Origin of the sequence: Planifilum fulgidum, assembly GCF_900113175.1 — a bacterium.
In the GTDB taxonomy this organism is placed as follows: domain Bacteria; phylum Bacillota; class Bacilli; order Thermoactinomycetales; family DSM-44946; genus Planifilum; species Planifilum fulgidum.
This window is the reverse complement of sequence record NZ_FOOK01000004.1, coordinates 98,389-118,736: the sequence shown is the minus strand read 5'-3', so window position 1 is coordinate 118,736 and position 20,348 is coordinate 98,389. Positions and strand designations below refer to the sequence as shown.

The window sequence follows — 20,348 nt, the reverse complement described above, 5'->3', positions numbered from 1 at the left end:
ATGAGCGCTTTTTAAAAAGTTCAAAGGATGATGGCGATCAATCCACCGGACCCCTCATTTACAATTCTCTCAAGGGTTTCCTGCAACTTGTAGCGGGCGTTTTCCGGAATCATGGACAGTTTCGCCTGGATTCCCTCCCTCACGATGGAATGAAGGGAACGTCCGAAAATGTCCGACTCCCAGATGCGCAGGGGATCCTGCTCAAAATCCCGCATCAGATAGTTGACCAACTCTTCGCTCTGCCGTTCGGAGCCGATGATCGGGGCAAACTCGGAATGGACATTCACCCGGATCATGTGAATGGACGGAGCCGTCGCCCGAAGTCTGACGCCAAAACGGGGGCCCTGCTTGATCAGCTCGGGTTCATCCAGCGTCATCTCCTCCAGGGAGGGAGGCGCCACGCCGTAGCCGGTGGTCCGGACCATCTTCAGGGCTTCCGCCACCTTGTCGTACTCGCGCTTGGCCTTGCTGAATTCCTGCATCAGTTCCAGCAGGTGATCCTTGCCGCGGATCTCCACCCCGACGATCTCCGTCAAAATCTGATCGTACAGATTGTCGGGGGCATACAGATCGATCTCGGCCACCCCCTGCCCCATGTCCATTCCCGACAAGGCGGCCCGCTCGATGAATTCATAGCCGTCAAACTGCCCCACCACATGGTCCACATCGCGGAGCCTGCGGATGTCCTTCACCGTCTCGCGCACGGCATTTTCGAAATCTTTGCGCAGCCAGTGTTCCTCATCCAGCACCATCACCCAGCCGGGCAGGTTGACATTCACTTCATGAACCGGAAACTCAAACAGCACTTCCTTCATCACATTCAAAATGTCATCTTCCATCATGGTGGCCACACTCAGCGCAATGACCGGCACATCGTACTTCACCGCCAGTTCCTCGCGCAGGGCCTGGACCGATTCGCTGTGGGGATGGGTGGAGTTCAAAAGCACAATGAAGGGTTTGCCCACTTCCTTCATTTCCTCGATGATCCGTTCCTCCACCTCTTCATAGGCTTCCCGCGGAATGTCGGTGATCGAACCGTCGGTCGTGACCACCACGCCCAAGGTGGAATGCTCCTGAATCACTTTGCGCGTTCCCACTTCCGCCGCTTCCTGGAAGGGAATCGGCTCATCAAACCAGGGAGTGTTGATCATGCGGGGACCGTTTTCATCCTCATATCCTTTGGCTCCTTCGATGGCGTACCCGACGCAGTCCACCAACCGGACGTTGATGTCAAGCCCTTCGCTGACATGGATGTTGACGGCCTGGTTGGGAATGAACTTGGGCTCGATGGTGGTGATGGTGCGACCGGCCCCGCTCTGCGGCAACTCGTCCGTGGCCCGGATCCGGTCCGCCTCCTCGCTGATATTGGGAATCACCACCTTTTCCATAAACCGTTTGATGAACGTCGATTTGCCGGTGCGGACCGCTCCGACCACTCCGATGTAGATATCGCCGCCGGTTCGTTCGGCGATATCTTTAAAAATATCAACTTTTTCCATGCTTTCCCCTCCTTCAAGGTATGCGCGAATAAAACGCCGACTGCTCCTTTGCCCCTTCGCCTCCTCCGCACGATTTGGACACTATAAATATATGAGGTCCCTTCCCCTTTATGAATGCGGCGGCGGATAAAAACAGAACCGCCTGCCGGCGGTTCACTCCCCTTTCAAAGAGCGGGACATCCCTCGGCGCGGCTCCCCCGGATCATCCAGTTTCGCCCGGAAGCCCACCACTTTGACGGAGGCGGAAAGGCGCCCCAGCACAAAAGCGGCGACGGCCACCAACAGCAAGAACAACGTGTCCCCCATGGCCTTCCATTCCCTTCCCGTGGAATCCTTTTCTGCTAACTGTTTTATGAGGGGGGCGGGACAAATATGCCAAGACCTTTTTCAACCGGCCCCCTCCTCGACGAGCACCGGCTCGCCGTCCTTCAGTCGCATCGCCGGGGAACGGGCGGGGACGAAAATCGAATCCCGGATCAGCCACTCGCGGAGATCTCCCGCTTCATCCCTTTTCCGTTTTCCTTCCTGCAACAGGCGCAAAATTTCCGGCCGGTAATCCACGTACAGCCTTCCTTGTCGGTCCATCACCAGCGGCAGCGACAATCCCGCCGTGTAGGGGCTCGGGATTCTTTCCTCCTCCAACCCCATCGCCTGAAAATCGACGGCATAAAAGCCCTCCCCCGCGGATGCGGCGGTGGGGAGCCGTTTCTTTTTATCCCGGAACGCATCGACGGCCACCTGCAGGTCGCGCAGGCGGTCGGCCACCCTCAGATCCACCAGCCGGACCTGCATCTTGTTTTCGGAAACCACCAGGACATAAAGAAAATGGCCTCCCATCTCGAAAGCGCTGGGGGGAATCTGGCCGATGTACCCCTCCAGTTTGGAAAAATCGACGACATACTTCTCATAAGGGGACGCCTTCGCCCGGCCGGGATCCTCCTTGATCGGAAACCGTCTGTTCTGCTCCCAGTACTGATCCGCCGCCGATTGGACCATCGCCACATGCTCCGGCAGCCGGTCCGTCTGCAGCCTCCTTTCCTCGGGATACATGCATCCTGCCGCCAAAAGCAACAGGGCCGGCAGGCATCCGGCAAGGATCCGCATCCATCCGTTCACCGGTCGTCCTCCTTTCCTCCGGTTCCGGGTCAGAGCAGCGCCCGCAGGCCGAACAAAAAAGCCGGAAGAAGCATCAGAAAAGCGGCGGCGGAAAGAAAGAACCGCAGCCACCCCTTTTTTCGCTGTCTGGCCCAGGCGATCAAAAAATTGGCCAAAAACAAAAACACGATCGCAATCATCGCATCGACCATCTCGGATCCTCCCCCTGTGCATCTGCTTATTCAGTTTACCACACCCGGCCGGGACAAACGAATCTCCCTGAAGGGGAATTCCGCAGCCGCCCACCCGCTGGGCGGGCTGCGGCCCTGCCCTTTCCTGGGGATGCGCATAGGATAGGATGACAGGAGCCCGCAAGCGGAGGTGGCAGCATGAGCAAACCGATTCAACCGGCAATCTCCAGGAAACGGAAGCGAAAAAAGGCGGCAAAATCTGAACGGCTCCCGGCCGTCGGACCCGCTCCCCTCTCCTCCCTCAATTTGGCCAACATCCTCAGCCATTTTCTCACGGTCCGCTCGATGATCAAGGAGCTGAGCACATCCCTGGAGCGATTGGAAAACATTCTGGACTCCCTCTATCAGATGTTCGAGATCGCCCAGACGCTGATGGTTCAGAGGCGGCGGACACCGGAGCGCCCCTTCCTTCGCCTGCTTCCTCCCCGCAACAAACAATCCCCTTCCGGGTGGCAGCAGGGCGAATCCCCCTCCGGCGGCGATTCCCCCGACTCGCCGGCGTCCTTTCCGGGAAACATCGACTTCAATCAGATCATGGCCCTGCTCCAGTCCCCGCTGGTGCAAAACCTGCTGTCGCAGTGGATGCGGCAACTGCCGTCAAGCGACGACCTGCAACAAAAACAGGGGTAACGCGCCAGGCGCGTTACCCCTTTATCTGATCCATTACCCGATCCTCGCTGTGACTGATCCCCACCCCGAACTCCTCAAGCCGAGCATCGGGTAATGGTTATACTTCAGGATATGAAGGTCATCCCCTGCTTGGTAACCGATCATCCGCCCAAAAGATTGAGCCACCCTTCCACGATTTCCTCCATTTCGTGGGTTTTTCCCCGTCCCATGAGATCCTCCACCGCCTGCGACGGGTCCTTCCCCTCGAAGAGCACGGCATGCAGTTCCGCCGTGATCGGCATCTCCACCCCGTAAGATTGCGCCAACCGATGGGCGGCCCGGGTCGTCTTGACCCCTTCCACCACCATTCCCATTTCCGCAAGCACGTCCTCCAGGGCTTTCCCCTGGCTCAGCATGTATCCCGCCCGCCAGTTGCGGCTGTGCCGGCTGGTGCACGTGACCACCAGATCCCCCACCCCGGCCAGGCCTGCGAAGGTGATCGGCCGGGCTCCCATGGCCATCCCCAAGCGCGCGATTTCCGCCAAACCGCGGGTCATCAGCGCCGCCTTGGCGTTGTCGCCGAAACCGAGCCCGTCGGACAGACCGGCCCCCAACGCGATGATGTTTTTCAACGCCCCGCCGATCTCGACGCCGATCAGGTCCGGATTGGTGTATACCCGGAAATAGTTGTTGATCAGATGGGATTGGACGGCTTCCGCCGTTTCCCGGCTCTTCGACGACACCACGACGGCGGTCGGCGAACGGCGGGCCACTTCCTCCGCATGGCTGGGTCCGGAGAGCACGGCGATCCGATCGGCGAGGAATGGGGGAAACTCCTCCTCCAGGACCTCGGAAATCCGTTTGAGGGTGACCGGTTCAAACCCCTTGGTCGCGTGAACCACCAAAGGGCGGCCGCGCAGATGGGGAGCGGCCGCCCGGGCCACTTCCCGAACCGAATGGGAAGGGACCGCCACGATGATCATCTCCCGGTCGGAGACGGCCTCTTCCAGGGATGTGGTCGCCCCCACCCCGTCCGGGATGTGAAATTCGGGCAGGTATTTCGCGTTGGTCCCGCGCCGGTTGATCTCTTCCGCGACAGAAGGATTCCGGGCATAGATCGTCACCGCAAATCCGTTATCCGCCAACAAAGAGGCCAGTACGGTTCCCCAACTGCCGGCTCCCAACACGGCCGCTTTCATCTTCTCCATCCCCTCCCGTCATTTCCTTGCTCCGATGCGGTTCTCCGTCCCGTTCAGCAGGCGTTTGATGTTGTCCCGGTGCCGGAGATAGGCGAGCAGAGTGATGACCAGACTGATCCAGAAATAGGCCGGCGGATAGTCCATCCATCCGATCAGGATCGGCAACAGCCCGGTGAACAACAGGGACCCCACTGAAACATACCGGGTTAACAAGATGGCGAGTACCGCGAAAATTCCCGACAAAAGGGCGGCCTTAAAGGTGAGCAGGGCGGTCACGCCGATGGTGGTGGCGATCCCCTTTCCCCCGCGGAAATTGAGGAACACGGGCCAGTTGTGCCCGATGATGGCCGCCACTCCCGTAGCCATCAAGAGAGCCGGCTCCCCTCCGAACAGTTCACCGATTCCCACCGCCGCCATTCCCTTCAAGGCGTCCAGCAGAAAGACCAGGGCGGCGGGACCCTTGCCCACGACCCGAAGGGTGTTCGTCGCCCCGGCGTTTCCGCTGCCGTACCGGCGGATGTCGATCCCTTTCAATTTATAGGTCACCAGGTAGCTGAAACTGATCGATCCCAACAAATACGCCAGAAGGAGTGCGACAACAAACATGTTTCTCCCCTCGCTGTCTGTAAAATGTCCGGCCGGCTATTCATCCCCTTTGCGCAGACGTATGCGAAGGGGGGTTCCCCGGAAGCCGAAGGCTTCGCGGAACCGGTTTTCCAGATAGCGGAGATAGCTGAAATGCGCCAGCTCCGGATCATTGCAAAAAAGGACGATGGTCGGGGGTTTGACCGACACCTGCGTGCCGTAGCGGATTTTCAGCCGCTTTCCCCGTTCCGAAGGCGGAGGTGTGGTCAACATCGCGTCCGTCAACACCTGATTCAGGACGGAAGTGGAGACCCGCATCGCGTGCTGCTCCGCCACTTCCTGCACGGCGGGCAGGATCTTGTGCACCCGCTGCCCCGTCTTCGCGGAAACAAACAGAATCGGCGCATAATCCATAAAAGAGAAGGCCTTCATGATTTCCCGGCGGAAACGGTCCATCGTCTTGTCGTCCTTTTCCACCGCATCCCATTTGTTGACCACGAAAATCGAAGCGCACCCCGCCTCGTGGGCGTATCCGGCGATCCGCTTGTCCTGCTCGGCGACGCCCCGCTCCCCGTCCAGGACGATCAGCGCCACGTCGGAGCGCTCAATGGCCCTCAGCGCCCGGAGAACGCTGTATTTCTCCGTGGATTCGTACACCTTCCCCCGCTTGCGGATTCCGGCGGTATCCACCAACACGAAATCCTGCCCGTCCCGGTGAAGGGGAGTGTCCACCGCATCCCGCGTCGTGCCGGGGATGGGACTGACGATCACCCGCTCCTGACCCAGAATGGCGTTGATCAGGGACGACTTTCCCGCATTGGGGCGACCGATGACGGAAACGCGGATCGTGTCTTCGTCAAACACTTCTTCCTCCCGATCCGGAAAGCGGGACACGACCGCGTCGAGAAGATCCCCGGTCCCCGTTCCGTGGAGAGCGGAGATGGGAATCACCTCGTCAAACCCCAAACTGTAAAATTCGTACATGTCCTCGCGCAGGCGGCGGTTATCCGCCTTGTTGACGGCCAAAACCACCGGTTTGTCCGCCCGGTGAAGCCAAGTGGCCACCTCCTCGTCCGACGGCATCAGCCCCTCCCGGCCGTCGACGACAAAAATGATCACATCGGCTTCATCCACAGCCAACTCCACCTGATGCCGCACATGATCGATAAAGACATCTTCCCCGCCAAATTCCAGTCCCCCGGTGTCGATCAGGTGGAACCTTTTTCCCGTCCATTCTCCCTGAGCATAAATCCGGTCCCGGGTGATGCCGGGCTTGTCTTCCACGATGGCGATGCACTCCCCGGCAATCCGGTTAAACAGCGTCGACTTTCCCACATTCGGCCTGCCGACAATCGCTACGACGGGCAAAACCACGATCCATCACCTCGGCTTCCCTCAAAAAACCATGAATACACCTCAATTATCTTATCCGGAATGATCCCGGGAAGCAACACGCAGCTCCATCTTGACCGCCTCCACCAGGGCCACCAACAGAAAATAGCTTCGCCTGATCCCCCAGGCCGCCAGCGGCCGGCCGATGCTCCGAAGGCCGTAGCGCCGGGAAAGGGCTCCGCCCACTTTTCCGGACAACTTCAGACAATGAAGGGCGTTGTAAAACCGGAACTCCTCCGGATCTCCCAAGAGATGGATCATGGATTGAAGGGTTCGACAGGCCACGTCCGGCTTGCTGCCCAGCCCCACCGTATACACCCGGTTCCCCCATTCGTCCTTTCCCTTGTAATGAATCATTCCCAACATCTGCTCCGACGTTCGGTCAAAATCGGGAAGGCTGCAAATCTCCGATATCGTGGGAAGGCGCCGGGAAGGAAGCCGGCCCAGGTGGATCGCCGCGGCGACGACCGACGAGTGGGCGCTGCCGTAACAATAATAGAATATTCTCAATGTCCCATCTCCTCCCGGATCAATCGGGACAGCCGGGGGTACTCCCGAACAAGTCCCTGCCAGGAACGGACACGGGGGGCTTTGACGCGCAGACGGACGATTTCCCAGTGGAGAGGGGATACCCCGAGCATCGGCATCAAACAGTGAAGGGACCGCTCCAGGACCGGAGCGCGGCTTTTCACGCCGCAGAAGAAAACCGCCCTTCCCCGGGCTTCACCGGCGGGCCACAGCCGACCCGGCCGGGACCATTCCATGCCCGTTTCCATCCCCCAGAGGGCCACCTCCTGCGCGGTGGGCATTTCCCCCCGACCGGACATCACGTCCAACGCGGCGGCGATCAGCGCGCATCCGCCCCGGTCTTCGCTCAGATAAATTCGCCCTTTCATGCGTGCCGGACAATGATCATGGTCAACGGATCCAGCCGATGAGCCATGCCGTCGAGGATTTTCTCCAGCGTAAAGGCCAGGTGTTCCATTTCCCTTTCCGTCTCGGCGTAGAAAATCGGGGCCCCGCCCGCCACCCGCTCCATGTCGCGGGTCACCACCGCCAAAATCGCCTTCTCGATTGTTCCCATCCTCACCGCCTCCCGCACTTAGTTTTCCCCTATTTCCGTGGGCATTCTCACGGCGCTTTCCAAGACGGGAACGCGCTTGATCACTTCAATGGCCATTCGCGCATCCCGCTTTTGGGGAAGCAACAGGAGTCCCAAACGGCCATCTTTGACATCCCTTTTGGAAATGGGCACGAGAGCCGGCTCCCCCGTATCCCTGTACACCCCCATGATCGCGGACACATCGTGGAGAATGGCCTGCCTCTGACCGACATTGCTGAGCGTCACCCGGCTGTCCTCATCCCGGGGCTTGATGATGATGCCGAGTCCGTTCTGCCGGATCCGCTCCTGGTCATCGATCAAGCCCACGTTCATCAGATAAATGTCGTCCACATACAGGTTGGGTCCCTCCAGGCGGAGAACCCCTTCGGAAACGTCGGCGATCTCTCCCAGGTACTTGCCGGAGCGGAGTCGACCGGAGATCCAGATCATGACCGCGCCCGCAAGCGCTCCGCTGATCCATCCTCCCAGGATGACCGCCAGGGATGTGACGAAGGCGGCGAAAATGACGAGATAATTTCTTCCTTCAAATACCATGGCGATTCCTTCGATGTAGGAGGAACCCCGGGGAACCAGCTCCATCTGATCCAATTTCGAAAGGGTTTCCCTCTCCATGTTGCGGACTTCCCGAAATTGCTGCGCGGCCAGCGTCAAAAAGGTGACCGCCGTGTAATTGCGGTCCAGCAGGGCCGGAACAGCCACCGAGCCCAGCGCAGCCGCGATCAGACCGAGGGAAAGATGGATCACTTGCCCGTGGGGATACGTGGGATATTGGCGATAATCGGTACGGAGCATCCGCAACCGCGCCAGAAAACCGACCACCAGGCCGGCGATGACCGCTTGGGTATACAGTTCCAACTTCATGGCTCATTTCCCTTCTCCATCGTCAAAGTTTTGCCTGTGAACCCTTCCGCCCCGCCCACGAAAGAAGGCGATGGAACGCGGTCAAGGCGATCAACGAAAGCCACAACATGTCCCAGTGGGCGGCGGAGCCGACACGGATTCCTCCGGATGGGGACAGGGGACTTAAGGCGGAAAAAATGATGCCCGCAAGCATCCCGCCCGTCAATATCGAAAGCCGCAGGTCCAGCCGCGGCGCGATCAGCAGGGTGATTCCCGTCAGGAAGGCGAGGCAGAAAGGCTGAAGGGGAAAAAGCGCCCATGCGGGATCAATTGCCGCCAGCTCCCCGGCGATAAAGAAGGCGAAGCCGAAAAAGAACAGGGCCGCCCCCACGGACCACCGGGAAGGCGACGGCACCTCCCGCATCAGGCGCAAAAAAGCACCCAGCAGCCAGAGAACTCCCAAATGCAGGGTCGCGGCGGAGGAAACCGGTATTTCCACCACGGAAGCCACCGAGGCGGCGAGCAGCCATCCGAGCAGTTCGTTTCCCGAGGAGAGCCCCAGCTCCCGCGGCAAGCGGGAAAACCATCCCGTCAATTGCAGGATGATCAACGCCAGGATGGAAAGAAAGGCCGCAACACCGGGAGCCACCCCGCAAAGCCCCCTTCCGTTTTCTCATAGTATGCTTCCGAGCTCCTTTTCCTATCAGCCGCCGCAAAAACAAAAAGCCGACCCAAAGGTCGGCTTTTCCCTGTCGCGGCTTATTTCAGACGGCGCAGCTGGTCCCCGATCACGTCGCCCAGGGTGAGATTCAACCCGGTGTTTGTGCGTTCCACCGGTTCGCTTTGAACCTCTTCTTGCTCCGCTTCCTTGATGCTCAGGCTGATCCGCTTCTGTTCCGGCTTGAGGTCCAGCACCTTGACCCGCACTTCCTGGCCTTCCTCCAGCACTTCGGAGGGAGTGGCGATGTGCCTCCGGGAAATCTGGGAAATGTGGACCAATCCCTCCACGCCCGGATACACCTCCACAAAGGCGCCGAAGGAAACGAGCCGCTTCACCGTTCCGGTGATCACATCTCCCGGATGAATGTGATCGGCAACCTGATCCCAGGGGCCGGGCTGCGTTTCCTTGATGCTGAGGCTGATCCGCTCGTTTTCCCGGTCCACCTTCAGCACCTTCACCTTCACCCGGTCCCCTTCGGACAACACATCCGAGGGATGCTCCACCCGGTGCCAAGCCAGTTCCGACACGTGCACCAGTCCGTCAACGCCGCCGATATCCACAAAGGCGCCGAAATCGGTGAGGCGCTGAACGGTCCCCTCCAGGATCTCGCCCACCTGCAGGTTGTTCAGGGTTTCCTCCTTCTTGCGGGCCAGTTCCTCTTCCAGAACCAGCTTATGGGACAGGATGAGCTTGTTTTGCTCCGGATCGATTTCCAACACCTTCAGGGGAAGGGTGCGGCCCACGTACCCGGAGAAATCCTCGACATAGTGGCGCTCCACATGAGAAGCGGGAATGAAGCCGCGCACGCCGACGTCGACCACCAGGCCGCCCTTCACCACTTCGGCCACTTTCGCCTCGATGGTTTCCCCCGCTTCGTGCTTTTCCTTCAGCTCCTTCCACGCCCGCTCGGCATCGGCGGCGCGTTTGGAAAGGATCAATTTGTCCTCCTCGTCGTTCACCCGGAGAACCTTGACCTCCACTTCGTCCCCTTCCTTCAGCACATCGGAGGCTTTCTCCACGTGGAGGCTGGACAGCTCCGAAATGGGAATCACGCCGTCAAACTTGTAACCCACATCGACAAGGGCTTGCCGGTCATCCACCTTGGTGACGCGTCCCTTGACGATATCCCCGCGTTTGAGAGGGGCCACCTCCGCCATTTCCGACTTCATTTCTTCCACCATGACGACACAACCTCCTCACTTGGCTCCTGACACCAGCTGTTGAATGGTTTATGAGGTAATGAAATTAAGAAAGTCATCTTCTTAATTTCATTAATCCCAATGCCAAAACTCCCGACAGCATGCAAAGTCCGGCCAGACCGGCCGCCATGAAGGCCCATCCCACCTTCAAAACGGCGGTCAGCAGGGCGATGCAGGCCGCCAACACCGCGAATGCGGCCAACACACCGAAGCGGCCGGCGGCAGGGGGATCTCCCCGCCGCCTCCGCGCCCTGACGATGAGGAAAATCGCGACACCCAAAAGGAGCAGCCATTTCATCGGCTCCGCCCGTCCTGTAGGAGCTTTTCGATATTTTCCATGATCCGGGCGCTGTGGTCCCGAAGCAGGCCCGAATCGATTTTGCTGCCGGGAGGAGACTCCAGGCGGAACGGGGGACCGAAGACAACGCGGACCTTTCCGAAAATGCGGTAAGGACCGATGATCGCCGCCGGAACCACGTCCGCATTTCCCTTGAGGGCGATCAGGGCCGCACCGGGATGGGCTTTTCCCAACCGGCCGGTGCGGGATCGGGTCCCCTCGGGAAAGATGGCGAGCACCTTCCCCTCCTGCAGGATCTCCATCGCCCTTTTGAAGGCTTTCCGGTCGCCCGTTCCCCGACGAACCGGAAAAGCACCCAGATGTCGGATGATCGGCGCAAGGATCGGGATGCGGAACAATTCTTCCTTGGCCATGAAGTAAACCTTGCGGTCAATGGCCGATCCCACCAAGGGGGGATCCAGGTTGTGTATGTGATTGGGGCAGAGCACCACCGGCCCCCGGTCCGGAATGTGCTCCTTTCCCTCCACTTCCCACCGGTAGCAGACGGCAAAAAAGATGCGGAACAATACCCGGCCCAACCGATATAACATATCTTACTCCCCACCGCTCACTTTGGTTCGGCAAAGGTCCAGGATCATCGAAACCACTTCGTCGATCGACCGGCCGGTGGTATCCATTATCACCGCATCCGCGGCGGGTCTCAGCGGGGAGTGGGAACGGTTTTCATCCATTTCATCCCGTTGCTTGATTTCCTGGTACAGCCGGTCCGGATCGGAAGAAAAGCCCCGGCGGATCATCTCCAGGTGACGCCGCCGCACCCGCTCCTCGAGGGACGCCGTGAGAAACACCTTCACGTCGGCATCGGGCAGCACGTGGGTGCCGATATCCCTGCCGTCCATGACGACTCCGCCGTCCCGGGCCAACCGGCGCTGCTTTTCCACCAAAACGCGGCGAACCTCCGCCATTTTGGCCACCTTCGACACGTGCTGCGTCACCTCCGGGGAGCGGATCGCCTCCGTCACCCGGATTCCGTCGACCCGCACCTCCGGAGGATTCAGCTCGATCTCCGTCTCCCGGGCGATGCCGGCAACCCCCTGCTCGTCCGACAGATCGATCCCGCTCTGGAGCGCTTTCCAGGTGATCGCCCGATACATCGCCCCGGTATCCACATAGAGGAGTCCCATCTCTTCGGCCACCCTTCGGGCCACCGTGCTTTTCCCGGCTCCCGCCGGACCGTCAATGGCAATCGTCAAACGCTTCATCTCCATACGCCCTTCCTCGAAACGGATAAATCGTGATAAACACAATCGAGCAGGCCGAGAGCCTGCTCGATTGTGGATGAACTTTATTTGATTCCGATTCAAAATCAAGTACAATCCCCATCGATAACTCCGACCCACACACAGACAGCGGCAATCGCGTTCCGTTATGTATTCTATTATCTGTCATAAGCGTACCACAATCCGGGAAGACTTGCAATCATCCCTCGGCTTTTTTCCTTTGCCGTTTCGGGAAAAAGGGCGGCCCAAGCCGCCCTCCCTCAAATTCTTTCCAAATCCGTTTTCTCCAGCTTCTCCACCACTTCCTCATCCCCGTTCCGGGCATTGATCAGCACCCGGTACTGGCTTTCCCCGAGCGTTCCCAGGAACTCATAGCAGAGCACCTCTTTTCCCTGATCGTTCAATATCAGGGCCAATTGCTGATCCTGAACCCGGAGGCGCCGGCTCAGCCGCTTGCGCGCCTCCTCGAGGGTGAGCTTGGGCTTGGGAATGTTCCGGTCCCGGTGGTTGAAGACAAATTCATCGGCCGAAAACGCGAGAACCTCGCCGTTGTCCAGGGCCACCTTGACGGTGACCGTCTCCGGATAAATCCGGACCTTGCCTTCCCGGCGGACGAGACTGAAGATGGCGGCATTGTCCTTCTCATCGTAGGAGACCACCTCCATAAAGGGATAACGGAGCCGGTCCAGGAAGGCTTCGGCCCTGCCCTCGGCCTGTTCGAGGCTCATCTTCTTCTTGCCGATCGGGCGGTCAAACATCATCCACAGCACGTGGCCGCCCACCTTGGTCACATCCGCGTAGACCGTGTGTTTCCCCCGCTTCAACCTGAGGCTGTACGTGGAAGCATCTCCTTTGACCCCGGACGTGACTTCGATTCCCCGGGTGTCGGGCCGGTCCAACACTTTCGCAAAGCGTTTTTTCGCCTCTTCCGCGGTGATCCTTTTCCCCTTCAGCTTCCGGAAATCCTTCAGCTGGTTCATTGACATGTTGTTGACCGTCGGACCCCAGTCCACTTCCGGATACTCGTTGACCAACCGATCCACCCTGCGAAAACCGTCAATGATGGTATTGTCCATCTTCTTGTCCTCACTGGCCAGGGCCAGCTCCACATCCATCCACCGCAGGTTCTTTTCCAGCACTTGCTTCTGAAGTTTTTGCAAATCCCGCTGGATCTGGTTGGAACGGTTATAAAGGGAACGGAGCGTGTTCCACTCCTTGTCCGTCAGCGGCTCGCGGTCCAGATCCCTGAGCCCGACCTGGTAGGCAAACTGCCCGATCTTGGCCAGGAACTCCTCCGTCTTGTCAAAGGGAACCAGACTCAGGGGCAATTGTCCCAGGTCGCTCTGGGCCGCGTAGGCCAGCCGCCACACGTTGGTCAGACATTGCGAGATTTGTCGCCTTGAACCGAGGGCGAGGGATTTCCCCAGCTCATCCTGCAACTTGTTCATGTGAAAATTGAGATCGTGAAAGGCGCGCTGATATTGGTTTTCCGCTTTGATCAACAGCGCGTTTTTCTCCTGGTTCTCCTGGTAACCCCACACGGTTGTGCCGACAAGGCCGATTAAAGCCACCGGCAAAAGGATGACGGCAATCCGTCTGTACACGACCGCTCACTCCTTCATTTCAAAGTCGGACATCCCGACTCCCTGTGCCACCGTTTTCCGCAGTCCGGTGCTTCCGTCTCCGCGGATTTGCTTCAAAAAATAGTCTGATCGCCGCCCATCCGGATTATGCAAGAAAAAAAGCCGGGATCAACCCGGCTCACACTTTTTCCATGGTGATGTCAAAGTCATCTTCGTTGTCGCAGAGGCATCGTTTAAACCCGGTTTCCACCTGCCCCTTGCGCATCTGTCCCTTCAGCGTGAACTGCTCTCCGCACTTTCGGCAACGGATCTTCACGAGATAGCGATTTTTCAAGGTTCCTTCTCCCTCCTTCCGCAATACTGTCACGCGCATCCGCTCCTTTCTTTCCAACATCCATATAGTCTTGACGAATAGCGTTCCCTTTAACACGACCTCTGCCGGTCATCCTCGGCCCGCCACTTTCGCCCGGGACGCCTCCAGGTGACGGGCGATCCGTTCCCCGTGAAAGCGGCCGTTTTCGATGAAAATCGAATTGGCGTCATGTCCGGCGGCAATCACGCCGGCGATGTACAGGCCGGAGACGCTGGTCTCCATCGTCTCCGGATCGTGAACGGGAGCCCCCGTTTCCGGATCGATGGAAACCCCCAGCCGGCGCAGCATGGAAACATCCGGCCGGTACCCGGTCATGGCAAACACCACATCGTTGGGGAGGGTAAACACCCGCCCCTCCTGCTCCAGCACCACATGGTCGGGACAAATTTCCTTCACTTCCGTCTTCCAGAGCATGCGAATCCAACCCTTGTTGATGGCGCTTTCGATCACCGGCTTCACCCACGCCTTGACGCTCTTGGTAAAGGCGTCCCGCCGGTAAGCCATCGTCACCCGGGCTCCGGCCCGATGAAGCTCCAGAGCCGCTTCCACGGCGGAGTTCTTTCCGCCGACCACCAAGACATCCATGTCGGAATAGGGATGGGCTTCGCGGAAATAATGATGCACTTTCGGCAGATCCTCACCCGGTATGTTCATCCGGTTGGGATTGTCGTAATAGCCGGTGGCGATCACGAGATGGGGCGTCTCATAACGGCCTTCACGGCCGCCCCTCCCCTCGGTGAACACGACGAAACCCTCTTTTCCCTTCTCCGCCCGAACCACCTTTTCATAGGTGTGGACATTCAGCTCGTATTTTTTCGCCACCGCCCGGTAATATTTCAACGCTTCCGCGCGATACGGCTTCTCCCCCGCGGTGACAAAGGGAATCCCGCCGATCTCCAACAGCTCCGGCGTGCTGAAAAACTGCATGTGCGTGGGAAAATGATAAATCGAGTTGACGAGACAACCCTTTTCGATCACCAGGGGATTCATCCCCCGCTTTTTCGTCTCGATGGCGACGGACAATCCGCAGGGTCCGGCGCCGACGATAATCGGATCGTACATCGGTATCCCTCCGGCTCCACAGAAAAAACACCCCACAAACAGGGTGCTTTTTCTGGAAAATGGCGTCCAAAAATTATTATAGCCTATTTATACCCAACCGCGAAAGCGGGATGCTTCCGCCATTTTGCGAACCCCGACCATGTAAGCGGCCAACCGCATATCCACGTTCCGCGAACGGGCGAGGTTGTACACGTTATCGAAGGCCTTGACCATGATCTCTTCCAATTTGCGCTCCACTTCTTCTTCCGACCAATAATATCCCTGGTTGTTTTGGACCCATTCAAAGTAGGAGACGGTCACTCCCCCGGCGCTGGCCAGCACATCCGGCACCAAGAGGATTCCCCGCTCATGCAGGATGCGCGTCGCTTCGAGGGTCGTCGGCCCGTTGGCCGCTTCCACCACGATATCCGCCTTGATCCGATGCGCATTGGCCGCGGTGATCTGATTTTCCACCGCCGCCGGCACGAGAATGTCGCAATCCAGCTCCAAAAGCTCCTGGTTGGTGATGGTGTCCTTAAACAGGCGGGTCACCGTGCCGAAGGAGTCCCTGCGGTCCAGCAGATAATCGATATCCAGGCCGTTTTCGTCGTACAGACCCCCGTACACATCGGAAATCCCGATCACCTTGGCGCCGGCGTCGCTCATGAACTTCGCCAGGAAGCTGCCGGCGTTTCCGAACCCTTGGATCACCACCCGGGCATCCTTCAAATCCAGGTTCCGGCGCTTGGCCGCCTCGCGGATCATGATGGTGACCCCTTTGGCCGTGGCGGTTTCACGGCCTCGCGAACCGCCCAACACCAACGGTTTCCCGGTGATGAAGGCCGGGGAATCAAACTCGCGGATGCGGCTGTATTCATCCAGCATCCATGCCATGATCTGCGAGTTGGTGAACACATCGGGGGCGGGAATGTCCTTGGTCGGACCGACGATTTGACTGATGGCCCGGACATATCCCCGGGACAACCTTTCCAATTCGCGGAAGGAAAGCTTCCGCGGATCGCACACGATGCCTCCTTTTCCGCCGCCGTAGGGAAGATCGACAATGCCCGCTTTGATGCTCATCCAGATGGAAAGCGCTTTCACTTCATTTTCAGTAACGTCCGGATGAAACCGAACGCCTCCTTTGGTGGGGCCCACCGCATCGTTGTGTTGTGCCCGGTACCCGGTGAACACCTTGACGCTGCCGTCGTCCATGCGGACGGGGATGCGGACCGTAAGCACCCGCAACGGCTCTTTCAGCAACTCATACACGTGCTCCGGATACCCCAGCTTCTCCAGTGCCCGTTTGATCACCTTCTGCGTCGATGCGAGGACATCCAGTTCCTCCGCCTCGGGAAGCGCCTGTTTTTCGGTTTCTTCCGTCTGCTGTGTCATTGTTGACCACCTCAAAATATATGATCCCGATCAGTTCATTACCAAGTATACACCAGTTTCGAGAAAAAGAACACCGCCCGATGATAGTGAAGTATAATGAGAAGGGACCGAAAATCGTCCCACTTTTTTCCGCTTTGGAGAGGAGGCCTGCCATGTCCCGAACCGCATTGCTCGTCTTCGCCCATCCCGATGACGAAACCTTCACCTGCGGCGGATCGATCGCCCGGTACGCCGACCGGAAGGACACCCGCATCGTCCTCTACTGCGCCACCCGGGGAGAAGCGGGAAAGACGGCGGGGGTTTGCCCGCCGGAACAGCTCGGGGACATCCGGGCCGAGGAATTGAAGCGCGCCGGAAAGATCTTGGGTCTCGATCGCATCATCCTGCGGGATCACGGGGACGGCCGGCTGAAGGACCTGCCGGAGGAGATGTTGGCGGACGAGATCGGCGCCGTGATCGAAAGCACCGCCCCCGACGTGATCATCACCTTCCCGCCCCACGGCATTTCCGGCCACCCGGATCACCAAGCCGTTCAAAAAGCCGCCCTTCGGGCGGTTCTCGAGAGCAAGCGAAGAAAATCCCTGTCCCTGTATTACGTCGCCATCCCGGAATCGATTGCCCGGACGATGCGGCGGCCCGTTCACGCGACGGAAGATGCCCTGATCTCCACGGTGATCGACGTCTCCCCCCACCTTGAGCGCATTGCGGAAGCGCTCCGCCAGCATCGAACCCAACGGGCATCCATCGAACGCGTGTTTCCCGGCGTTTTCGACGGGGACCTCCGCGGGCTGCGCCGGGAGGAATATTTCCAGCTGGTCATCCATAAGGGGGAGTTTTGCCGGCCATCCGGCCGAACCGACGACTGGTTTCAGGTGTGAAAACACTACAAAACCGCGCACAGGGCGCGGTGTTTTTCATCGGGAGAAATGTCGCACAAGCTGATGAACGGCATCTTCCGCCCACACCGTGGTTCCGTACTCCATCAACACATGCTCCGTCACGGTGGAAGCTTCGCCGTATTCGGAAAGGATCGCCACCAAGGCGTCCAGATTCTTCGTCTTTACGTCGCTGTCAAAGACCAGGTAATATTGTCCCCGGTAGGCATAAACCTTCCCTTCGCGCTCCACGAGTGGGTGCATGCGCATCGCCGCCTGCACGAGATCTTCAAAATCGGCAAACCGGAAAATAATCCGATCGCTTTCCTCCAGGGTGACTTCCAATTCATACACATCGTCATCGTCAAACTCGTCGGAGTGCGGCCGACGCCCCCGCGTGACGACGACGACCATTCCCTGGGCCGGAAGTGTAAACACCTCGACTGCGACGGGCCCTGTCGCCTCAAACCCCAATTCCTGGTACGCCTGTTCCATCATATCGTTGAAAAGCTCGTGCACCTTGGGAATGTCCCGCCACATGTCCGCCTTTTCGATTCCGCGTTCCACCAAGTCGTCCATCGAGAGGTAGAAGCGGATTTTATCCCGACCCAATCGCTCGACACGCATGGTTTACCCTCCCTCGCCGGAGACCTCTTCATTTCAGCGTATGAGAGGATCTCCCCATTCGTTCCGGCAACCGGTTTCCCGTTTTTCCCCTCTGAGAACAGGATACACCAAGGTCGTCCCTTTTTCACCCAGAATTTTGCGGGAATTTTTCCCTCGCCGAAAAAATAAAAAAAGAATCCTTCTCTCGAAGGATATCCTTTCAACCTGTTGGAGGGGGCACCCGGAATCGAACCGGGGATAAGGGATTTGCAGTCCCGTGCCTTACCACTTGGCTATGCCCCCGTGCATTTGTGGCAGGGGCGGCAGGAATCGAACCCGCACTGGAGGTTTTGGAGACCTCTGTTCTGCCATTAAACTACGCCCCTGCGCGTTGGTAGCGGCGGAGGGCCTCGAACCCCCGACCTTACGGGTATGAACCGTACGCTCTAGCCAGCTGAGCTACGCCGCCCCATCTTTAAATGAGGGAGGACGACCCGCCGGTCGGCGGAGCGTCCTTCCCAAGTTTGGCGGAGAGAGCGGGATTCGAACCCGCGCGGGGCCATTTGGCCCCCTAACGGTTTAGCAAACCGTCCCCTTCGGCCTCTTGGGTATCTCTCCGCGTTCCAGAACCGATGCGGTTATTATCTTAATACAGAAACGGAGAAGATGTCAAGGGGTTAGCGGAAATTTGTCCTGCGGCGCACCGGTTTTTCCGGACCTCTTCGAATCGGCGCCTTCAGGGGGGACCTCATCAGCCCATTTTTCAATCAATGGGGAAAGAAATGCTGCATCAAGACCAACAGACACATATTGTGAAAACAATTGGATAAAGGAGGTTCATCCCATGAGGCGCTGAATGGACTGTGCAGTCAATTTGCCAGAATTGTGGGCGGATCCCCGAGTGTCATCAATGGCGTGTGCTTCATCCAAAGATTCCGGAACATCCCTGTCACCATTCTGGGGCGCCGCAGCCGTTCCCCGCTGGTGCTGCCCACTTTTTTCAGCTTTGAGAGCATTGATCGGCAAGGTCGGGCGCTGAATTTGGGCGAGACGGTCATCCTGCAAAGGGAAATCAACCCCTTTATCTCGGCTCTCCGGAAACAGGGAATTCTCGTCACGGCATTGCACAATCACTGGTTATTTGAAAACCTCCGCCTGTTCTACATTCATTTCGAATCGGTGGAAAATCCCCTGGTTTTCGCCAGAAAGGCGGCCCGGGCTCTCAGAGTGCTCCGGATGTAGCGCCTTTGCATTCTCCCGTAAAACCGAAGGAACTCAGACAGAGGGGGGCGGATCGACCCGATCGCCGCGTCCCTCGCCCGCCGCGGACAAGCCCCTATTCCAAACGGGCTCTCCTTTTCCGGAACCAGCGCAGCGCCTCCCGTGTCCCGAAAAATCCCGTTCCCAATGCGGCGAACACCGGCGCGTGATAGAACAGGAAAGGAAGCAGCAACAGGGCCGAGACCACCGGAATGGCGCAGCGCAGCCGCTTCCGGTGGCTGACCGGCAAGGGGAGTTCCGCAAATCCCCCCGCTCCCTTTGCGACGGTCCGAAAAAGGAGATGGAAACAGAGGGCCCACAGAACCAGAAACACCAGAAAATCGACGGAAACATACCGCCAGAAGGGTGGACCGGGCGTCTCTTCCGGCAACCGATGAAGGGCCATCCCCGCAAAAATCCAGGTGAGAAGGGGGCCGAACAAAAGATCCCGACGGGACATCACTCCATCCCCCCGCCATGTTCCCTCATCCCAGCCTATGCCCTTCTTTCGCCGGTCATGCCTTGTCCGGCGGCCCATCCATCCCGGGGATCCTTCCCATTCGGATCAACGCGCCCATCACGAAATCGATAATAAAATGGGCGACGATCGCGGGGGTCAGCGTCCCGCTCCACTCCGCCGACCACCCGAGGGCGGCGCTGACGGCAAACAGCAGGCAAGACATTGCCCACCGGCGCAGGTAACGAAAATGTATCAACGTAAAAAGAAGGCTGGTTCCCCAGATTCCCAGCCAATGCTGAACCGCCCCCCGAAACAGCATCTCCTCCGCGACGGAAACCAAAAGGGCGATCCAGGCAATGTGCCACAGGGAACGGCCCCGAAAAAGCCGCAGATTGATTCCCCCGTCATCCAACCATTCGGGGGGAAGCACCCGCACAAGGAGCACCTCAATCCCCACCACGATCATCCCCAACAGCACCCCGGCGGCCCAGTAAAGACTTTCCCGCCATTGGAAAAGCCCCGCCGACAGCCTTCCCTGAACAAGAAGGAGCATCACCGCCAAAAAAAGGACCAACAACTGCGTCGCGTAGAGATTGAGCAGCAGCTCCCGGTCCGTCATGCCCGGCTCCCCGGGCCCCCCACCCCGTTCTTCGGAATCTTCCAT

26 protein-coding genes and 4 tRNA genes are annotated in these 20,348 nt (G+C 58.7%); 3 read left to right on the top strand and 27 right to left on the bottom strand.

Annotated features, from left to right (window positions below; translation table 11 throughout):
- Window positions 1–20: 20 nt before the first annotated feature.
- The 4 genes from spoIVA to BM063_RS17180 all read right to left on the bottom strand — a co-directional run bounded on the left by spoIVA (window position 21) and on the right by BM063_RS17180 (window position 2,806).
- A complete protein-coding gene (gene spoIVA / locus BM063_RS03535; RefSeq protein WP_092035937.1) occupies window positions 21–1,499 on the bottom strand; it encodes a stage IV sporulation protein A in 1,479 nt (492 codons plus the stop codon).
- A 153-nt stretch (window positions 1,500–1,652) separates the two neighbouring features.
- A complete protein-coding gene (locus tag BM063_RS17550; RefSeq protein ID WP_177198960.1) occupies window positions 1,653–1,805 on the bottom strand; it encodes a hypothetical protein in 153 nt (50 codons plus the stop codon).
- Between the two features lie 81 nt (window positions 1,806–1,886).
- Window positions 1,887–2,615: a hypothetical protein gene (locus tag BM063_RS03530; RefSeq protein ID WP_092035936.1), complete on the bottom strand. Its 729-nt coding sequence runs from the start codon at window positions 2,613–2,615 to the stop codon at window positions 1,887–1,889.
- Window positions 2,616–2,644: 29 nt separating this feature from the next.
- Window positions 2,645–2,806: a DUF2768 family protein gene (locus tag BM063_RS17180; RefSeq protein ID WP_143085219.1), complete on the bottom strand. Its 162-nt coding sequence runs from the start codon at window positions 2,804–2,806 to the stop codon at window positions 2,645–2,647.
- Between the two features lie 177 nt (window positions 2,807–2,983).
- Between BM063_RS17180 and BM063_RS03525 the strand changes: the two genes are divergently transcribed.
- A complete protein-coding gene (locus BM063_RS03525; RefSeq protein ID WP_092035935.1) occupies window positions 2,984–3,475 on the top strand; it encodes a hypothetical protein in 492 nt (163 codons plus the stop codon).
- Between the two features lie 140 nt (window positions 3,476–3,615).
- Here BM063_RS03525 and BM063_RS03520 read toward each other — a convergent pair whose 3' ends face one another.
- The 16 genes from BM063_RS03520 to BM063_RS03450 all read right to left on the bottom strand — a co-directional run bounded on the left by BM063_RS03520 (window position 3,616) and on the right by BM063_RS03450 (window position 16,483).
- The gene (locus tag BM063_RS03520) at window positions 3,616–4,662 is read right to left on the bottom strand and encodes an NAD(P)H-dependent glycerol-3-phosphate dehydrogenase (RefSeq protein ID WP_092035934.1); all 1,047 of its coding nucleotides are present in this window, start codon (window positions 4,660–4,662) and stop codon (window positions 3,616–3,618) included.
- A 9-nt stretch (window positions 4,663–4,671) separates the two neighbouring features.
- A complete protein-coding gene (gene plsY, locus BM063_RS03515) occupies window positions 4,672–5,259 on the bottom strand; it encodes a glycerol-3-phosphate 1-O-acyltransferase PlsY (protein ID WP_092035933.1) in 588 nt (195 codons plus the stop codon).
- 36 nt (window positions 5,260–5,295) lie between these two features.
- On the bottom strand, window positions 5,296–6,612 hold the full coding sequence (gene der, locus BM063_RS03510) for a ribosome biogenesis GTPase Der (protein WP_092035932.1): 1,317 nt from the start codon (window positions 6,610–6,612) through the stop codon (window positions 5,296–5,298).
- Window positions 6,613–6,663: 51 nt separating this feature from the next.
- On the bottom strand, window positions 6,664–7,140 hold the full coding sequence (locus tag BM063_RS03505) for a DUF3189 family protein (protein ID WP_177198959.1): 477 nt from the start codon (window positions 7,138–7,140) through the stop codon (window positions 6,664–6,666).
- Window positions 7,137–7,526 carry a hypothetical protein gene (locus BM063_RS17545; protein WP_177198958.1) on the bottom strand — a complete coding sequence of 130 codons (390 nt, stop codon included), beginning with the start codon at window positions 7,524–7,526 and terminating at the stop codon, window positions 7,137–7,139. The genes BM063_RS03505 and BM063_RS17545 overlap by 4 nt, the downstream gene beginning before the upstream one ends.
- Complete coding sequence (locus tag BM063_RS03500) at window positions 7,523–7,714, bottom strand: capping complex subunit for YIEGIA (RefSeq protein WP_092035930.1); 192 nt, start codon at window positions 7,712–7,714, stop codon at window positions 7,523–7,525. The genes BM063_RS17545 and BM063_RS03500 overlap by 4 nt, the downstream gene beginning before the upstream one ends.
- A gap of 18 nt (window positions 7,715–7,732) precedes the next feature.
- Window positions 7,733–8,614, bottom strand: coding sequence for a YIEGIA family protein (locus BM063_RS03495; RefSeq protein ID WP_092035929.1), 882 nt, complete (start codon window positions 8,612–8,614; stop codon window positions 7,733–7,735).
- Between the two features lie 22 nt (window positions 8,615–8,636).
- On the bottom strand, window positions 8,637–9,242 hold the full coding sequence (locus tag BM063_RS03490) for a YphA family membrane protein (protein ID WP_092035928.1): 606 nt from the start codon (window positions 9,240–9,242) through the stop codon (window positions 8,637–8,639).
- Window positions 9,243–9,352: 110 nt separating this feature from the next.
- The gene (rpsA, locus tag BM063_RS03485; protein WP_092035927.1) at window positions 9,353–10,495 is read right to left on the bottom strand and encodes a 30S ribosomal protein S1; all 1,143 of its coding nucleotides are present in this window, start codon (window positions 10,493–10,495) and stop codon (window positions 9,353–9,355) included.
- 73 nt (window positions 10,496–10,568) lie between these two features.
- Window positions 10,569–10,811 carry a hypothetical protein gene (locus BM063_RS03480; RefSeq protein ID WP_092035926.1) on the bottom strand — a complete coding sequence of 81 codons (243 nt, stop codon included), beginning with the start codon at window positions 10,809–10,811 and terminating at the stop codon, window positions 10,569–10,571.
- Window positions 10,808–11,401 carry a lysophospholipid acyltransferase family protein gene (locus BM063_RS03475; RefSeq protein ID WP_092035925.1) on the bottom strand — a complete coding sequence of 198 codons (594 nt, stop codon included), beginning with the start codon at window positions 11,399–11,401 and terminating at the stop codon, window positions 10,808–10,810. Before BM063_RS03475 ends, BM063_RS03480 begins: the two co-directional genes overlap by 4 nt.
- A gap of 3 nt (window positions 11,402–11,404) precedes the next feature.
- Window positions 11,405–12,079, bottom strand: a complete 675-nt coding sequence (gene cmk, locus BM063_RS03470; RefSeq protein ID WP_342713735.1) for a (d)CMP kinase — start codon at window positions 12,077–12,079, stop codon at window positions 11,405–11,407.
- Between the two features lie 272 nt (window positions 12,080–12,351).
- Window positions 12,352–13,695, bottom strand: a complete 1,344-nt coding sequence (ypeB, locus tag BM063_RS03465; RefSeq protein WP_092035923.1) for a germination protein YpeB — start codon at window positions 13,693–13,695, stop codon at window positions 12,352–12,354.
- Window positions 13,696–13,852: 157 nt separating this feature from the next.
- The gene (locus BM063_RS03460) at window positions 13,853–14,008 is read right to left on the bottom strand and encodes a hypothetical protein (RefSeq protein ID WP_245751997.1); all 156 of its coding nucleotides are present in this window, start codon (window positions 14,006–14,008) and stop codon (window positions 13,853–13,855) included.
- 108 nt (window positions 14,009–14,116) lie between these two features.
- Complete coding sequence (locus BM063_RS03455) at window positions 14,117–15,109, bottom strand: YpdA family putative bacillithiol disulfide reductase (protein ID WP_092035922.1); 993 nt, start codon at window positions 15,107–15,109, stop codon at window positions 14,117–14,119.
- Between the two features lie 87 nt (window positions 15,110–15,196).
- The gene (locus tag BM063_RS03450; RefSeq protein ID WP_092036003.1) at window positions 15,197–16,483 is read right to left on the bottom strand and encodes a Glu/Leu/Phe/Val family dehydrogenase; all 1,287 of its coding nucleotides are present in this window, start codon (window positions 16,481–16,483) and stop codon (window positions 15,197–15,199) included.
- A gap of 152 nt (window positions 16,484–16,635) precedes the next feature.
- On the opposite strand from BM063_RS03450, the gene BM063_RS03445 reads away from it, so the two are divergent.
- Complete coding sequence (locus tag BM063_RS03445) at window positions 16,636–17,361, top strand: PIG-L deacetylase family protein (protein ID WP_177198957.1); 726 nt, start codon at window positions 16,636–16,638, stop codon at window positions 17,359–17,361.
- 36 nt (window positions 17,362–17,397) lie between these two features.
- Here BM063_RS03445 and BM063_RS03440 read toward each other — a convergent pair whose 3' ends face one another.
- The 5 genes from BM063_RS03440 to BM063_RS03420 all read right to left on the bottom strand — a co-directional run bounded on the left by BM063_RS03440 (window position 17,398) and on the right by BM063_RS03420 (window position 18,582).
- Complete coding sequence (locus BM063_RS03440) at window positions 17,398–17,985, bottom strand: genetic competence negative regulator (RefSeq protein WP_092035920.1); 588 nt, start codon at window positions 17,983–17,985, stop codon at window positions 17,398–17,400.
- 208 nt (window positions 17,986–18,193) lie between these two features.
- Window positions 18,194–18,267 (bottom strand) — tRNA-Cys (locus tag BM063_RS03435).
- A gap of 9 nt (window positions 18,268–18,276) precedes the next feature.
- A tRNA-Trp gene (locus tag BM063_RS03430) sits at window positions 18,277–18,350 on the bottom strand.
- 6 nt (window positions 18,351–18,356) lie between these two features.
- A tRNA-Met gene (locus tag BM063_RS03425) sits at window positions 18,357–18,433 on the bottom strand.
- Window positions 18,434–18,489: 56 nt separating this feature from the next.
- A tRNA-Ser gene (locus BM063_RS03420) sits at window positions 18,490–18,582 on the bottom strand.
- 234 nt (window positions 18,583–18,816) lie between these two features.
- Between BM063_RS03420 and BM063_RS03415 the strand changes: the two genes are divergently transcribed.
- The gene (locus BM063_RS03415; RefSeq protein ID WP_092036002.1) at window positions 18,817–19,206 is read left to right on the top strand and encodes a DUF1259 domain-containing protein; all 390 of its coding nucleotides are present in this window, start codon (window positions 18,817–18,819) and stop codon (window positions 19,204–19,206) included.
- A gap of 94 nt (window positions 19,207–19,300) precedes the next feature.
- On the opposite strand, the gene BM063_RS03410 is transcribed toward BM063_RS03415, so the two are convergent.
- Both BM063_RS03410 and BM063_RS03405 read right to left on the bottom strand, forming a co-directional pair.
- Entirely contained in the window at window positions 19,301–19,684 is a 384-nt protein-coding gene (locus BM063_RS03410; RefSeq protein WP_092035919.1) for a hypothetical protein, read from the bottom strand.
- A gap of 55 nt (window positions 19,685–19,739) precedes the next feature.
- Window positions 19,740–20,348, bottom strand: coding sequence for a CPBP family intramembrane glutamic endopeptidase (locus BM063_RS03405; protein ID WP_092035918.1), 609 nt, complete (start codon window positions 20,346–20,348; stop codon window positions 19,740–19,742).

Excerpts from the sequence above, each read along its gene's own strand:
- BM063_RS03440 (WP_092035920.1), bottom strand. The coding sequence starts at position 17,985 with ATGCGTGTCGAGCGATTGGGTCGGGATAAAATCCGCTTCTACCTCTCG.
- plsY (WP_092035933.1), bottom strand. The coding sequence starts at position 5,259 with ATGTTTGTTGTCGCACTCCTTCTGGCGTATTTGTTGGGATCGATCAGT.
- BM063_RS03520 (WP_092035934.1), bottom strand. The coding sequence starts at position 4,662 with ATGGAGAAGATGAAAGCGGCCGTGTTGGGAGCCGGCAGTTGGGGAACC.
- spoIVA (WP_092035937.1), bottom strand. The coding sequence starts at position 1,499 with ATGGAAAAAGTTGATATTTTTAAAGATATCGCCGAACGAACCGGCGGC.
- BM063_RS03525 (WP_092035935.1), top strand. The coding sequence starts at position 2,984 with ATGAGCAAACCGATTCAACCGGCAATCTCCAGGAAACGGAAGCGAAAA.
- BM063_RS17180 (WP_143085219.1), bottom strand. The coding sequence starts at position 2,806 with ATGGTCGATGCGATGATTGCGATCGTGTTTTTGTTTTTGGCCAATTTT.
- BM063_RS17545 (WP_177198958.1), bottom strand. The coding sequence starts at position 7,526 with ATGAAAGGGCGAATTTATCTGAGCGAAGACCGGGGCGGATGCGCGCTG.
- BM063_RS03450 (WP_092036003.1), bottom strand. The coding sequence starts at position 16,483 with ATGACACAGCAGACGGAAGAAACCGAAAAACAGGCGCTTCCCGAGGCG.
- BM063_RS03495 (WP_092035929.1), bottom strand. The coding sequence starts at position 8,614 with ATGAAGTTGGAACTGTATACCCAAGCGGTCATCGCCGGCCTGGTGGTC.
- cmk (WP_342713735.1), bottom strand. The coding sequence starts at position 12,079 with ATGGAGATGAAGCGTTTGACGATTGCCATTGACGGTCCGGCGGGAGCC.
- BM063_RS03475 (WP_092035925.1), bottom strand. The coding sequence starts at position 11,401 with ATGTTATATCGGTTGGGCCGGGTATTGTTCCGCATCTTTTTTGCCGTC.
- BM063_RS03410 (WP_092035919.1), bottom strand. The coding sequence starts at position 19,684 with ATGTCCCGTCGGGATCTTTTGTTCGGCCCCCTTCTCACCTGGATTTTT.
- BM063_RS03480 (WP_092035926.1), bottom strand. The coding sequence starts at position 10,811 with ATGAAATGGCTGCTCCTTTTGGGTGTCGCGATTTTCCTCATCGTCAGG.
- BM063_RS03500 (WP_092035930.1), bottom strand. The coding sequence starts at position 7,714 with ATGGGAACAATCGAGAAGGCGATTTTGGCGGTGGTGACCCGCGACATG.
- BM063_RS03455 (WP_092035922.1), bottom strand. The coding sequence starts at position 15,109 with ATGTACGATCCGATTATCGTCGGCGCCGGACCCTGCGGATTGTCCGTC.
- BM063_RS03405 (WP_092035918.1), bottom strand. The coding sequence starts at position 20,348 with ATGGAAGATTCCGAAGAACGGGGTGGGGGGCCCGGGGAGCCGGGCATG.
- rpsA (WP_092035927.1), bottom strand. The coding sequence starts at position 10,495 with ATGGTGGAAGAAATGAAGTCGGAAATGGCGGAGGTGGCCCCTCTCAAA.
- BM063_RS17550 (WP_177198960.1), bottom strand. The coding sequence starts at position 1,805 with ATGGGGGACACGTTGTTCTTGCTGTTGGTGGCCGTCGCCGCTTTTGTG.
- BM063_RS03445 (WP_177198957.1), top strand. The coding sequence starts at position 16,636 with ATGTCCCGAACCGCATTGCTCGTCTTCGCCCATCCCGATGACGAAACC.